At 35.9% G+C, this 15,753-nt stretch carries 9 protein-coding genes; 7 read left to right on the top strand and 2 right to left on the bottom strand.

Translation table 11 applies throughout. The features are described from left to right. Window positions 1-39: 39 nt before the first annotated feature. The gene (locus V7S76_RS02045; protein ID WP_459508336.1) at window positions 40-1,461 is read left to right on the top strand and encodes an NADH-quinone oxidoreductase subunit N; all 1,422 of its coding nucleotides are present in this window, start codon (window positions 40-42) and stop codon (window positions 1,459-1,461) included. Between the two features lie 94 nt (window positions 1,462-1,555). Continuing rightward, on the top strand, window positions 1,556-3,472 hold the full coding sequence (locus V7S76_RS02050) for an amidophosphoribosyltransferase (RefSeq protein WP_459508337.1): 1,917 nt from the start codon (window positions 1,556-1,558) through the stop codon (window positions 3,470-3,472). 335 nt (window positions 3,473-3,807) lie between these two features. Here V7S76_RS02050 and V7S76_RS02055 read toward each other — a convergent pair whose 3' ends face one another. Beyond that, entirely contained in the window at window positions 3,808-6,753 is a 2,946-nt protein-coding gene (locus tag V7S76_RS02055) for a hypothetical protein (RefSeq protein WP_459508338.1), read from the bottom strand. A gap of 217 nt (window positions 6,754-6,970) precedes the next feature. On the opposite strand from V7S76_RS02055, the gene V7S76_RS02060 reads away from it, so the two are divergent. The 3 genes from V7S76_RS02060 (at window position 6,971) to V7S76_RS02070 (ending at window position 11,591) form a co-directional block, all read left to right on the top strand. After that, window positions 6,971-8,029 carry a PorP/SprF family type IX secretion system membrane protein gene (locus V7S76_RS02060; protein ID WP_459508339.1) on the top strand — a complete coding sequence of 353 codons (1,059 nt, stop codon included), beginning with the start codon at window positions 6,971-6,973 and terminating at the stop codon, window positions 8,027-8,029. Window positions 8,030-8,129: 100 nt separating this feature from the next. After that, complete coding sequence (locus tag V7S76_RS02065; RefSeq protein WP_459508340.1) at window positions 8,130-10,484, top strand: SLBB domain-containing protein; 2,355 nt, start codon at window positions 8,130-8,132, stop codon at window positions 10,482-10,484. Between the two features lie 12 nt (window positions 10,485-10,496). Beyond that, complete coding sequence (locus tag V7S76_RS02070) at window positions 10,497-11,591, top strand: Wzz/FepE/Etk N-terminal domain-containing protein (protein ID WP_459508341.1); 1,095 nt, start codon at window positions 10,497-10,499, stop codon at window positions 11,589-11,591. A gap of 6 nt (window positions 11,592-11,597) precedes the next feature. On the opposite strand, the gene V7S76_RS02075 is transcribed toward V7S76_RS02070, so the two are convergent. Continuing rightward, on the bottom strand, window positions 11,598-12,803 hold the full coding sequence (locus V7S76_RS02075; RefSeq protein WP_459508342.1) for a sensor histidine kinase: 1,206 nt from the start codon (window positions 12,801-12,803) through the stop codon (window positions 11,598-11,600). 142 nt (window positions 12,804-12,945) lie between these two features. Between V7S76_RS02075 and V7S76_RS02080 the strand changes: the two genes are divergently transcribed. After that, window positions 12,946-13,287: a PadR family transcriptional regulator gene (locus V7S76_RS02080; RefSeq protein WP_459508343.1), complete on the top strand. Its 342-nt coding sequence runs from the start codon at window positions 12,946-12,948 to the stop codon at window positions 13,285-13,287. 2 nt (window positions 13,288-13,289) lie between these two features. Next, window positions 13,290-15,713 (top strand): PspC domain-containing protein, encoded by a 2,424-nt coding sequence (locus tag V7S76_RS02085; RefSeq protein WP_459508344.1) that lies wholly within the window; start codon window positions 13,290-13,292, stop codon window positions 15,711-15,713. Window positions 15,714-15,753 lie beyond the last annotated feature (40 nt).

Raw genomic sequence — 15,753 nt, forward strand, 5'->3', positions numbered from 1 at the left:
TCTTCGTTAGACACCCGACTGCTGAAAATAACAGAAGGCATGTCTTTCATGATTCCGGAAATATTGATAGTATGTTGGATATTTGTGAGTTTGTTCGCTGAATTATTTTTACATGGTAAATCAGAAAAATTTGCTACTTCTTGGCGTTATTTTATTGCTCAAATTGGAATAGTTTTGGCCTTTGTTTTGTCCATTCAACGAATGGATTTAGGCATTACTGGCTATGCCTCATTTCAGCTTTTTGCTATTAATTCAGGCAGCAATGCCATGAATACCTTGATTTTATTTTTTGCGTGTTTGATTTTACTCATGAATCAAATTCAGCAGAAAAAATATCAACTGGAGGAGAATATTGGATATTTTTCCATTCTAGGTGGGGCCTTATTGACATGCATGAGTTCGAATTGGTTGACCATTTATTTAAGTATTGAATGGATGTCTTTGGGAACCTATTTATTAGTAGGAGTTCGTAAAGATATCCATGCATCGAAAGCGGCAATTCCCTATGTGCTTTTCGGAATTGCGACCTCTGCCGTTTTATTATATGGAATTTCATTGGTTTATGGAATCACTGGAACCTTATCGATTGGAGATGCCTCTTTTACAAGAGGAATTAGCGAATCTGATCCTTTTTTGGTCGGTACCGCATTCGCAATGATAGGAGCAGGTTTTTTGTTCAAAATGTCATGGGTACCTTTTCATCCTTGGAGTCCAGATGTACTTGAAACTTTACCTGCTTCATGGATGGTATGGATTTCAACGGCTCCCAAAATGTCTGTAGCTTGGTTAGGTATTCGAATACTTCACATTGTACCTATTTCATTGACAGAGTCGATCAGTTTGTTAGCTATCTTAACCCTCTTATTGGGTAATTTAGGTGCATTGCGCCAAAATAACACCAAACGTTTATTGGCCTATTCCAGCATTGCACATGGAGGTTTTATGGCAATGGCCTGGATTTTTCCAATGCAAGAGGCCACTTCTGTCTTATTGTTTTATTCCTTACTTTATGGATTAAGCACTATTTTGGTGTTTTTTACCTTGGATGAAAAAGAATATGCCATCATTCAGGAAAATGATTTATGGCGGTGGGAAGGAAAGTCGAAAGCAAGACCGATTTGGTCCTTGTTCGTTCTCATAGGTTTTGTGGCATTGATTGGATTGCCACCTGCGGGAACTTTCATCGCTAAAGTGACGTACTTTAGTTTGATTTGGCGAAAATATCAAGAGTCAGGCTTGCAAGTAGTATTTGTTTTATTGTGTGTAGCCGTATTTTCTACCGCTATCTCTATTTTTTATTATTTAAAGATTCCCTTTCAGATTTATTTCAAAAAATCTGGTCAAAATAACGATACTGAGGAGCCAGAAAAATGGACTCATTTATGGCATTATGCATTATTGAGTGTTCTAATTATACTTTCCTTATTGTTCCCTAATGTGTTTTGGAATATTTGGAAATAAGAATACAAAAAAATAGCATTTTAGCCTTTTTAGCTCATTTTATTTATTAATTTTGGGTCCCATTTGAACATAATCCTAGCGAAACATATAAAAAATGTCTGATTCTATTAAGCATGAATGCGGAATTGCATTAATTCGATTACGAAAGCCATTCCAGTATTATCTTGACAAATACAAAACACCAAGTTACGGACTCAAAAAGTTGTACTTGATGATGGAAAAACAAGTAAATAGAGGACAAGATGGAGCAGGGGTTGCCAATATTAAAATCAATGTAAAACCAGGTAGTAGATACATCAGTCGCTACCGATCAGTTGAGCCGCAAGCGGTAGCCGATATCTTCGGAAAGATTAACAAGAAATTTCGTAAAGCACAAAAATTAGCCAAGGATTTTAAGCGTGAAACAGGAATTGATCCTTCATTAGATGCTGCTTGGTGGCAAGATAATTTTGCTTTTACCGGTGAAGTTTTATTGGGACATTTGCGGTATGGTACACATGGACAAAATGAAATAGAAAATTGTCATCCCATGTTGCGTCAAAACAATTGGCGAAGCAGAAATTTAGTTATGGCGGGTAATTTCAATATGACCAATGTGGATGATTTATTTGATAAATTGGTTTCGTTGGGACAACATCCCAAGGAAAAAGTGGATACAGTGACGGTGATGGAAAAAATCGGACACTTTTTGGATGAGGAGAATCAACGCCAATTTTTGAAATACAAAGATCAATATACCAATCCCGAATTGTCGGATGTTTTGGCTAGTAAAATTAATTTAAAGCGTGTTTTAGAGCGTTCTTGCAAAGATTTTGATGGTGGTTATGCCATGGTGGGAATGACGGGTTATGGTGCATCATTTGTTGCACGGGATCCTGCTGGAATTCGTCCGGCATTTTATTATGTAGATGATGAAGTGGTGGTAGTGGCTTCTGAAAAGCAAGCCATCAAAACGAGTTTTAATTGTGCATACAATGAAATTAAAGAAGTAACTCCAGGGCATGCCTTGATCATTGACCAAGAGGGAGAAGTGGATGAAGTTCAATTTATTGATCGATTGGAACAAAAATCTTGTTCATTTGAGCGTATTTATTTTTCGAGAGGCTCTGATCCCGATATTTACCATGAGCGTAAAAAATTAGGTCAATTATTGATTCCGCAAATTTTGGATGAGGTTAACCATGATTTAAAGAATACAGTGTTCTCTTATATTCCCAATACTGCAGAAACGGCCTTTTTAGGTATGATTGATGGTTTGGAAGATCATCTTGCCAAAGAAAGAAAAAAAGCGATCATGGAAGGTGTCCTTTTTGAAGAAGATTTAGATGAATTATTGACTTTTAGACCCCGCGTTGAAAAGTTGATTTCCAAAGATGTGAAGGTTCGTACGTTTATTACTAGTGATGACCAAAGAGATGACATGGTTTCACACGTATATGATACTACGTATGAAGTAATTAATAAAGGAGTTGATTCTGTTGTTTTAATAGATGATTCCATTGTAAGAGGTACTACTTTGGAGAAGAGTATTTTGGGTTTATTGGATAAATTATCTCCAAAAAAAATCGTCATTGTTTCTTCTGCACCGCAAATTCGATATCCTGATTGTTATGGCATTGATATGTCCAAAATGAAGGAATTTGTAGCCTTTAGAGCGGCATTGGCTTTGTTAAAAGAAAGAAATTTAGAGCATATTTTGGATGAAGTCAATTTGAAATGTTTGCAAGCTTTGGAAAATGGAACAGCAGAGGAAGAAAATTTGGTAAAAGCCGTTTATGCGCCATTTACCGATGATGAAATTTCGGATAAAATTGCGGATATCGTTCGTCCAAAAAATTTGCAAGCTGATATCTCAGTCGTATACCAAACAGTTGCCAACTTAAACATTGCTTGTCCTAATCATTTAGGTGATTGGTATTTCACGGGTAATTTCCCAACCAAAGGTGGTAATCAAGTGGTGAATAAAGCGTTTGTGAATTTTATGAAAGGGGTGGAGGGGAGAGCTTATTAGTTATTAGTTTTTAGTTATTAGTTTTTAGGTAAAAGCTAATAATGCGAATTAAGCGTTGAAACTTCTAATTTTTACTAATCTTTTTTACCGCTTTTGCTTTGAGGCAGCTGAGCCAACGCTGTTTATTCTTTTTTAGGACTTATCAATGAATTTGCGGATTCGTCTTGGATTAACTGGTATAAAATAAGTTTTTTTGTTTCTTTTTTTTAAAAAGAAATGCCATGGATAATAAATTATTCAATAAATGGCAATGATATATCGAATTTTGAGGTATTAATGAATATTTTAACTCTTAATTCGCATTAATAACTAAAAACTAATACCTAATAACTAAATCAATACACTACCACCACAGCGCCTCTTTCTGTCATCAGTCCATATTCAGGAAAATCGATGGATTCATATTCCACCAACCATGCGTAGGTATCTTGAGGCACTTTTTGTCCTCGATATGTGCCATCCCAGCCAAAACTGTCTTGTTTTATATCACCCGTACTCAGGTCATTTGGATCAATATCTTTTTGAAAGATAAGTTCTCCCCATCGATTAAATATTTTAACTGATTTAATGATGGACCGGTTTTTTGTGTAATTACGCGTAGATTCACCCAAGTTTAAAACTGCCCCAGGAATAGGAGTATTTAATAAATTTCTCCGTGGCTCACTGGAATTTCCTACCCAATTCCATGTTGGTAAAAACACATCGTTATTATTATCCCCATTCGGTGTAAAAACACTTGGTGCCACGATTTTCGGTTGGCATTTGTCATCAATGGTATAGGTCTGATTCAATTCGCACGCATAGGAATCCTTTACTTTTAAATCGTATTTCCCTATCCGGTTAACCCAAATATAATTGGTGTCTATGGGTGTAGGGGCCGTAATGTAGCCTTTGCCATTTATTTTCCATTCATAATCCAAGGCATTGGCCAATGGTAATATTGAAATCTTTAGTTTCGGATCAGGTTCATCCATGCATAATCGCCAATCTGATTTTGGAAGTAAATCATCTTTGGTGATGAATGTGATTTTTGTTCGACTAGAATCTGTACAGCCTGATTCAGTATCCAATATATTAAGTTGGAATGTTTTCCCTTCTCCCTTGAAAAATGGAATATAGGCCGTTCCAAATTTGGATATAATATCCTCTCCTTGCTTCCATTGAAACCTTAAAATAGTGGTGTCTTTTGGTACAATTAGATCTTCATTGGGTAATGGTGCAGGACTCAAAGGTAATTCTCTTGGAATAGGCATTATTTTGTAATTCGGGAAATTACAATTATTGCCTGTTGGTCCATAAGCTAGATTATCATTGAAAATTTTATCAATTTGTTTTTTTAAGACAAAGGGTTTTAAGAGACTGATGTAAAATACTTGGGCATCCAATAAATAATCTGTGACACAATCATTTGTTATTTTGGCAACGACCACGTAATAACCACTTTTGAGTGGTGTGGGAAAATCGAAATTGACGGAATTTGAATTGGGTGTTGATTTATTTAAAATTGGGTTTCCTGGCTCATTAACTATATTTGGATTAGGGATTTTTACACCATTTTCGTTTAGGAATGGGAATAAAGGTATATTGGATGCACCAACTTCATAAATCTCCCATTTTACATTGGTATTTTTATTCTTTTCACACAAATCTTTGTCCAATTTGAACGTGAACATTAGTCCTTTGCATTCCACGGAAATAGATGGAGGTCCTGTATTATCGCTTTCATTGATGGACGTTGGTATACCCAATCCAATCATTCCTGAGGTAGATTTGAATCCATCGGGTTCGAATTTGGCATCTAATAAGGATTGGGAGCCTGTGATTCGTTGATTGGGTTTACTAATGGTGGCATACGAATTACCTTCCTTGGCAAGGTATAGCTTGGCCTTGTTGACAGGGTCTAATTCAATCGCACCTAGTTTTTCCGGAAAAGTGCCAACAACCCGTATGGACGCATTGATGTTGGTGGTGTCTAGTTTGTATTGAAGTAATTGATTGGGACTCCCATTAATGCTTACATACAATAGATTATTATTGGGCGAAAATGCCACTCCATACACATCCGCTGGAGTGGTGATTGTGCTCACTTTGGTGGCAGGACTTTTGGAGTAATCGTATATTTCTACTTTGTTAGGTGGCAATGCTAAAGCCAATCTGGAATTATCACTGGAAAATTTGACAGTTCCTCGATTACTTGCAGGAGCATTGGCTGGATTAAGGGCTATGAGGCTGGGTTCCGAAATTCCTTTGGCATCTATTGTAAATGTTCGTATGTTTTTTCCATCTGCATCATATGAAATTAACAGATAACCATTTGATGTTTTGGTGGCTATGATCTTTTCGGAACTTAGGATAGGACTTAAAAGTGAATCTTTTTGCACGATGTCCCCTTTGCCACCGTTGGCAGAAACATCCATAATACTGTAATATAGTTGTTTTGCGCTGTTGGTTGTAATGACATAATATTCTGAATTACAGGCCTTGCAGGATTTTTTAGGAATGATGGCTACCCCTTGATCAATGGTTTTATCCCCATTTAACTTTCCTCCAATTTGTTTGTTCTGGTTATCAACAATTTGTTCACCATTGGATGAAATTCCTCCAATTTGATAATTGGATCCTTTGTTTTGAATGGGGTAATACGCTACTCCTGCTGGTGCTGTATATGGCCCAATATCGGTGTAGGGTACTCGGCCATCGTTGGGGAAGATCACTCGTACTCCATTACCGACTGTCCATTGTGGACAATTGACACAACTGGGTGGTGCTGTGGATCCTGAACCAGTACTTCCGGTCGAAGCAGCATCTGGTTTATTCGGATAAGATCCACAAATTTTCACAATCATTTTTGCTTCATAATAACAACCTGATCCATCATTGCTGAATGATTTGACTGAGTAGCATCCTTCCTTGCTTACAGTTATTTTGGAATTAGTTTCCCCATTTGGAAACCATAATAGTTTTCCTCCAGGTATGATGGCAGATACAGGAATCTCCAAATCTTTGGTATTGGGGGATTTATTCGAACATAGCTCTGTCAAAGTATCCGTTGCACTAGTTCCCAGAAAAAACGGATTTACTTTTCCAATTTTAACGTTTGGATTACTAATGATAGTAGAGGTACTTGATCCACTTGGGGTAATCTTTATTTTAACAACATAGGTTCCCGGACTTCCGTATGCAAATTGGCCTGTTGGATTGGTTTGAGAAGCTGAAAAAGTTCCCGTACCGTAATCCCACTGAAAATTGGTTCCATTGGGGTAGGTATGTGCATTATCCAATTCGAAAATTGTGTTGGTTTGTAATGAACAAGAATCCAGGCAATTGTTCCTGTAATGAATCTTTTGTCCATTAGCATGAATTGCAATGAAAATGCATAAAATACATAGTACAACAATCCGTTTCAATAGGCTGATATTTGATAATATGTCACAAAATAACACAATTTATTGGTTTTTGTAAAGTTAGCTTGTAAATTGCTTGGCTTTGGCATCAAAAATGAAAAAAGTATTTTCCTTTTTCTTGGTATTACTTATTTCTCAAAATCAACAAACTGTTTTTGGGCAAGATCCCCAATTATCGCAATTTTATGCTGCGCCATTGTTGATTTCTCCGGCATTCGCTGGAATCAATGGAATCTCAAAAATTAATTTCAATCACCGAAATCAGTGGCCCAATTTAAGTGCCAATTACCAATTTTCTGCCATTTCAGCAGATATCAGTCTCAATAAATACAACATGGGATTGGGATTTTTAGTAACCAATGATGTACAATTTGCTAATTTACGTACCACCAATATTGGTATGCAATACGCTTATCATTTGAATGTATCAGAAGATCAATCCATTTCTTTTGGTCTTCAAGGTTCATTTGTTACAAGAGGTTTAAGCAATGCCAATTTGATATTTGGTGACCAATTGAACACCTATTTAAGTACGGGTTCTATTGCTAGTACAATTGATCCTGTCAATAACATCCTATTGCCCAACATTGGTTATTTGGATCTAACAGCGGGTGCTTTGATCAATCGAGGTAATTCATGGGTGGGTTTAAGTGTGGCTCATTTAAATACACCCAATAAGTCATTGGTTCAAGGCTCCGAAGATCGACTTTCAATGAATTTTAGCCTTCAAGTGGGAACCAAAATCATGTTGGAAGATTCATATTATGAAATGAATACGAATGGTAGTCGAAATAATGAGAAAAGCATTAGTCCTGTTCTGCATTTCAAGAAACAAGGGATGTTTAATCAATTGGACTTGGGTGCTTATTTGACCATTGCACCATTGGTTATTGGTACATGGTACAGAGGAGTCCCTATTCAAAAATCGGCTGACGGTACTTCGGGTAACCGTGAATCTTTGGTGGCTTTACTTGGCTACCGAAAAGATAATTTTTCCATTGGTTATTCCTATGATGTAACCATTTCTAAATTAGGTATGCCTTCAGGTGGTTCACATGAATTGTCCATGGCTTATCTTTTCAACTTTGGTCAATCTAGTATTCAAAAAACATATCAAAAGTTTAAGAGAAACCTCTCTTGTCCTAAATTTTAATCATTTTTCTGTTCTGTGAATAATGTGAAAATATGTAATTTTCACACGTTTAAAAAAAAATGACTAATTTAGTGGACATTTAGTTTTATTCTCTATTAACATGATTCGAGTTTTTCCTATTATATCATTCATTCGTATAGTTTTTTTTGTTCTACTTTCTATTTCAACGATTGAACTCAGCGCTCAAGTTCAAAAAAAGAACATTGATGAATTAACCGACGATCAAATTACGGTATTTTACAAGAAAGCCCAGTCTAGTGGAATGACGGAGGCACAAATCGAAAAAGCCGCTATCATGCAAGGGTATTCCGCTTCGGAAATTGCTAGGGTACGTGAAAGAATTGCGAAATTACAATTAGGGACTGCTAGTCAAATTCCAACAGTTCAGAGTGTCGATAATTCTAGAAGAACGTTAGAATCAGCGGATAAACAAGCGAGTCAAGAGGTTTCAGCTGTTGTTCCTCAAACAACAAGTTTAGTGTTTGGAGAATCTTTATTTTCCAATTCAAAAATGTCATTTGAACCAGATTTGAGAATTGCCACTCCTAAAAATTACCAATTAGGCCCTGATGATGAATTAAACATTGATATTTTCGGAGAAGTTTTGGATAATTTCAAAGTAAAAATTAGCCCAGAAGGAACAGTTAAAATCTTGAATTTAAGTCCGATATATCTCAATGGTTTAACCATTGATGCTGCTTCGGATCGGATCATTAGTCGATTAAGACAATTGTATCAAGGTTTAAATCGCCCAGGAAGTGGTGTTTCTGGACAAGTTACTTTAGGGAATGTTCGCAGTATTAAGGTGACTATCACAGGTGAAGTTAAATCGCCAGGAACTTATACCGTTTCTTCTTTAGCAACGGTTTTCAATGCGCTTTATTCTTCAGGAGGTCCGAGTCAAAATGGATCCTTTAGAAACATTCGAGTGATAAGAGCGAACAAGGTTGTTCGAGTGGTGGATTTATACGATTTCTTATTGAAAGCTGATCAGAGTGATAATATTCATTTGCAGGATCAGGATATTATTCGAGTGGCAGATTATGAGAATCGTGTTTCTTTGGCTGGAGAGGTTAAAAGGCCTATGATATTTGAAGTTCAGAAAGGAGAAACCTTAAAAGATGTTTTGCGATTTGCGGGCGGATTTACAGATAAAGCATATACATATACCATTGGATTAACTAGGAATACAAGTAGAGAATTGAAGTTATTGAATATCACGCAAGATGAGGTTAATTCATTTCTACCTTCCAATGGAGATAAATATAAAATTGGGCAAATTTTGGACCGATTTGAAAATCGAGTTGAAGTTGCTGGAGCAGTATTTAGACCGGGTGTATATGCATTGGAGAATGGTTTAACCTCCGTCAAAGAATTGATTAAAAAGGCAGAAGGATTGTTAGGTAATGCCTATTTGAATCGAGCTTTGTTGGTTAGAAAAAAGGATAATCTAGAATCTGAAATGATTTCAATTGATTTAATGAAATTATTTAGTTCCGAATCGACTGATATCGCTTTGAAGCGTGAAGATATTTTAACCATTTATAGTCAAGATGATTTACATGAAACCCGTGAAGTACAAATCAATGGACAGGTAAATAAACCCGGCAAATTTGCTTTTTATGAAGGATTGAAATTGGGAGATTTAATTTTGATGGCGAATGGCTTTAAGGAATCAGCCAGTTTCTCTAGATTGGAATTAGCTAGACGAGTGGTCGATCATGGACTGAATTCATCTGATGAGACCATTGTTATTAAGTCATTTACGATTGATGGCTCATTAAAATTGGATAATGAAGCATCACAATTTCCTCTCGAACCGTTTGATTTTATTTCTGTTCGCATTGCTCCTAATTTTGAAAGTCAACGAATGGTAACTATTTCAGGACAAGTGAATTATCCGGGTAGTTATGCTTTAAAGAAAAACGAGTATCGAATTTCTAATTTGATCGAATTAGCTGGTGGCTTGAAGTCTGAAGGATACATTGATGGTTCGAAGTTATATAGAGATAGTACGATTGTCGGGGTGGATATCAAAAATATTTTAGCTAACCCTAACTCATCACAAAATTTGGTTTTAATGAGTGGAGACCAAATCATTGTTCCTAGGGTTAATGAAACGGTTAAAATTACAGGTGCCGTTCAAAATCCGATTTCTTTCAGTTTTACTAAGGGATATCGATTAGGTGATTATTTGTCACAAGCTGGTGGTTTGACAGAATTGGCCATCAAGAAAGAAATATATGTGAAAAAAATGAATGGTATTTCCACCCGTACGAGAAAGTTTTTGTTTTGGAATCTTTATCCGAAGGTGGAAGTTGGTTCTGAAATTGTCGTCCCTGCCTATCCACCTGATCGAAAAACAGGATTAACCTCTGCTGAGGTAATTGGCTTAAGTAGTGCATTAGCTTCTGTTAGTATTTCATTAATTACCTTAATCAGACTTTTGAATTAATTACTAGCAATTATGGCTCAGATCCAAAATAGAAGTGGAAATCAATCAAATGAAAAAGATGAGGTTTCAATCGATTTAAAAGAACTTTTTCAAAGTATTATTTTTTATAAGTGGCGTGTATTATTAATGGCTGTTGTTTTCGCGCTATTAGGGGCTTTGTATTCATTAACAAGTCCCAATGAATATATCTCCACGGTTAAATTATTACCAGAAATAGATTCGAAATCGTCTGGAGGTTTAGGAGGGTTGAAGTCATTGGCTGGTTTAGCCGGCATCGATTTAAGCTCTTCCGTGGGAACAGAAGCAATTCGCCCCGATTTATATCCCAACATTTTACAAAGCACTCCATTTTTACAATCCATCGTTAATCGAAAAATTTATGTTTCTAAAAAGAATAATTGGGTTGTGTTAGGAGATTTACTTTCCAAAGATCGCATAGAGGCTCCTTTATCTTTTGGGAAATCAGAGGATGAAAATCAGGAGGATGAGGATAAGCATGTGGTGCTCCCATCTGGAGCATTAGCCAATGGATTAGTCAATATGGATAAAAAAAGTCAAATGATATTGATGAATCTAAAAAGCCGAATTACAGCCGAATTGGATAAAAAATCGGGTGTAATCACTATTTCCGTCAAATTAACAGATCCGGTAGCTGCAGCCAACGTTAGCTATTTTGCTCAACAATATTTGACTGATTATGTAACTAAATATCGGACAGAAAAATCAGTAAAGGAGGTTAATTTCTTGAAGAAAAGACAAGAAGAGGCCAAATCAAGATATGACCAAGCCCTACATACCTTGTCCAATTATCGAGACCAAAACAGAAATTTGTTTTTGAATGTCGCAAAAGATCAAGAAAAGAAATTGCAGTACGAGGTTGATTTGTCTTACAACTTATATTCAAGTTTGAATAATCAATTAGCAGATGCTCAAATTAAAACTCATCGAGAAACACCTGTGATCAAGGTCTTAGAACCAGCACAAGTACCTGTTCAAAAAAGTGGACCTAAAAGAGCTATGTTGACTATTGGTTTTATGTTCTTTGGCATTTTGATTGCTTTGATTTCCATTCTTTTAAAAACAGTCAATTTAAAGCAGCTATTCTAAAATGAATTAGGAGATTGGCATCGGTAAAGTAATTCTGAATGTACTTCCTTTATTTATTTCTGTCGACTTAAGTACCAGCTTGCCTTTGTGATAATTTTCAACGATACGTTTAGCTAAGGTTAATCCAAGTCCCCAACCTCTTTTTTTGGTACTAAATCCAGGTGAAAATACCTTGCCTGTATTCTTGGGTGATATTCCTTTTCCCGTATCAGTTATGTCGATATTAATGACATTATTTTTCCCTTCTGACATGATGATACTGATCAATCCTGTGCCACTCATGGCATCTACTGCATTTTTACATATATTTTCAATCACCCATTCAAATAAATAGCGATTGACATTGGCAGTTTGATTGGGATTCAAATGCGATTGAATATCGATGGTAACTTTGGAAGATATTCTGATTTTTAAGTATTTTAAGAAGCTTGAAATTAATTCTTCCAAATCCTCTTCTTTTAAAATAGGCATGGAACCGATATTGGAAAAACGAGTGGTAATGGTATCCAATCGTTGAATATCTTTGGAAAGTTCCTCAACAATTTCTGGATTGATGTGTGGTTCATTTCGTAAAATTTCCACCCAAGCAGTTAAGGATGAAAGCGGAGTTCCTAATTGATGCGCCGTTTCTTTTGCTAGTCCTACCCAAACTCGGTTTTGCTCAGCTCTTCTAGAATACGAGAAGAAAATGTATCCAAGACCCACAAGAATCAAGATGACAACCAATTGAGACAAAGGGTAATAACGCAATAATTTCAATAATTGAGAATTTCCGTAATAGATGTATTCTTTTTGGAATCCCATATCCATTTCAATGGGTTTGTTATTTTCAAGGATAATTTCGGCCAGTTTTGATTTTAGTAACTCTTGTTTGGCTTCTGTCGGTAATTGATCCGACATAGGAATGTTGATGGAATTCAAATGTCCGCTACCATCTTTCCAAATAACCGGAATGGTATTGTTTTCATTGATTTTTTTGATTCGTTCAAAAAAGAAATTGATATCGGCGTTTTCGTCACTCGTCATTACGTAGCGAATCGTTTCCGCATATAATTCAATTTGTTGTTTTTCACGTTCTTCTAATTTCGAAACTAGACCATCGGTGAAGTACAAAGAGAAACTAGCCATCACGATACATATGGCAATGAACGCGACTTTCAACCAAGTATCCCGGTTATAAAATGCTAAGGGTAGTGATATATCTTTTAACATAGAATTATTTTCAAATATGAAATACCTAGTTTCATCACAAATTACTTACCGTTTATCCACAAAACAAAAAAAAGTTTATAAGGTACTATGTAATACAAAGTACCTTGTCTATATTTGCATTGTCAATTTAAACAAATAACCGATGGATATTGAAAATGCCAAGGTGCAAATGCGAAAGGGAATATTAGAATTTTGCATTTTGCAAATTATTTCCAGGGGAGAAGTTTATGCATCCACCATGCTACAAGAACTTACTTCCGCTAAAATCATGGTCGTAGAAGGAACCTTGTATCCTTTATTAACTCGACTCAAAAATGCGGGCTTTTTGGATTACAAATGGGTAGAATCCAGTTCAGGTCCACCCAGAAAGTATTATGTGCTTACGGACAAAGGCCAGGAATTTTTGTTAGAATTAAAAAATACTTGGACCGATTTAGAAAATTCTGTTCACCAAATTATTGATCCTTCATCATCCAATTCTTAACAATGAAAAAGACATTATCAATCAACATCGCGGGCCTTGTATTTTATATAGAGGAAGACGCCTATGCTATTTTGGATGCTTATTTGAAATCCATTGAAGCTTATTTTGAGAATTTTGAAGGATCCAAGGAAATCATTGCCGACATAGAAGGACGTATCGCTGAAAAATTCTGGAGCATCCGTGAAGATGAAAAAACGGAAGCCATTTCATTGGAACATGTGAATCAATTGATTGCTACTTTGGGAACCGTTGCTGATTTTCAAGAAATAGAAATGGAAGAAGAGCGAAAAGAATCCAAATCTCATTCCAATCCTAAATCAGAGAAAAGTAATTCCAAAATTTTTCGTAGAGATATTTTACGGAAACAATTGGGTGGTGTAGCATCTGGTTTAGGGCGTTATTTTGATGTAGATCCAATTTGGATACGTATTATTTTACTAATTGGATTATTTGGTGCTTTTCCAATTTTTCATGTAGGAAATGTTATTTTCTGGGCCTATATAATTTGTTGGATAGCTATCCCAGGGGAGAATTATTCCGATGAAGATCGTCAATACCGTAAATTTTATAGAGATCCAGAGAAAAAAGTAATTGGTGGGGTCATATCCGGAATTGCGGCTTATACGGGCTGGGATTTAGGTTTATTGCGTGTATTGGCCGTTATTTCTGCTTTGTGTTTTGGTGTTGGTATTGTTACCTACATTGTCATTATGGCCATTGCTCCACAAGCCAAAACGTTAACGGACAAAATGGAGATGCAAGGTGAACCAATCACTTTGGAAAATATCGAGCAAAACATCAAACGCTCTTTGGACAATGAAACTGGGCCTGAAAGCACGGTATCTAGAATACTTCTATTTCCTTTCCGCGCCATAGCGATTGTGTTCAAATCTTTAAGCGGTGTATTAAATGTCATTCGCTGGTTTTTTCAAATCACTGCTGGTTTTGTGTTAAGTGTGATCGCCATTGCTTTATTGATTGTTTTATTTATCCTTGCCGTTTCAGGTGTATCTGGTTTAGATCATGGATTAATGAATATTTCCTTGGGTGAAACACAATTACCGGTTTTCTTATTGGCAAAGGATTTACCTACGTGGACATTTTGGGCTTTTTTAGCAGCAGTGTTACCCATCATTATTTCACTTGGTATGGCAGGAATTTCTTTATTGATTAATAAAAGAATCTTCAATAAGATGTATTCCATCGTTTCTACAACTTTGATGATTTTAGGTTGGATTGGATTATTTTTTGCAGCATCTACCATTGGTAAAAATTTCACTCGTACTGCCTCCATCAACCAATTGAAAGATTTGCCCATCAGTCAAACGGCTTATGTCTTAGATGTGAAAAAGGAGTCGCGTGAATCAATATTTGAAAAAATGTTAGGAAGTAAAGCTCTAGCGGATGAATTCATTGACGATGAGGATGAGCATGACTACAATAATGGGGGTTTTAGTAGTGTGCGCATTAGCATAGAGGGATATTCAGGAAAAAATATTCAAGTGATCCAATTTTCAAAATCTAATGGAATAGACCGATTAGATGCCGAAAAAAATGCCAGAAGTATGAGTTATGGATACACACAAACAGGAAATAAATTGTTATTCGATACACATTTTGGCATTTTGAATCAAAAATTTAGATTCCAACGTGCTAGAGTGAAGATTTTAGTACCTATTGGAATGGAATTTAGCATGAGTCGGGATTTTGCTTCCTTTATTAGCAATGAAATTGATGGAGGATATTTCAATGAGGATAAAGGTGATTTATTTGTTGGATCGCTGTGGGCATTTACATCAGAAGATAATTTGGTGTGTCAGAATAGAAAACCTGTTGTTCATGATTCAAGCTCAGAGGAGCACTTTGATCAAGAAAATTCAGAGAGTCAATTTTCGATCACTAAATCCATGGACTCATTCGATGGAATTGAAATTGTAGATACAGAAACGTCATCCATTAAAATTATCAAAGGGAATGAATACAAGGTTTCCTATAAGGGGCAATTTCCAGGAGCTGATTTTAACGCAAATACGGTCGTGGAAAAGGGTATTTTGAAGATTTCTAATTTGCCTTCAGATGTGGAAGTGGAAATACAAATGCCCTCTGTGAAAAAACTGGAATTAGGAGGAAGTGCCCGGACAGAACTGAGTGGTTTTTCAACTTCTACTTTGGAAGTAATTTTGAAGGATGCACATAGTTTAACATTGAAAGGATCTTCAGATAAATTATTGGCTTCTACATCGAATAATTCAGAATTATTAGCAGGAGATTGGTTGACGAAATTGGCATTCGTTTCTGCAAATAATGATTCTAAAATGGAATTGAATGTATCAAGTTTGTTAAAAGGAAAAAAGGAGGATACGGCAGATATTTCATATCCTAAATTGAAAACATTGAAGATTCAATTATCTTCTAAAAATAATTAATGCATGGATGCAACGTTTGATAAAGAACAATCATCTACCA

The organism is Aquirufa sp. ROCK2-A2, assembly GCF_054558485.1.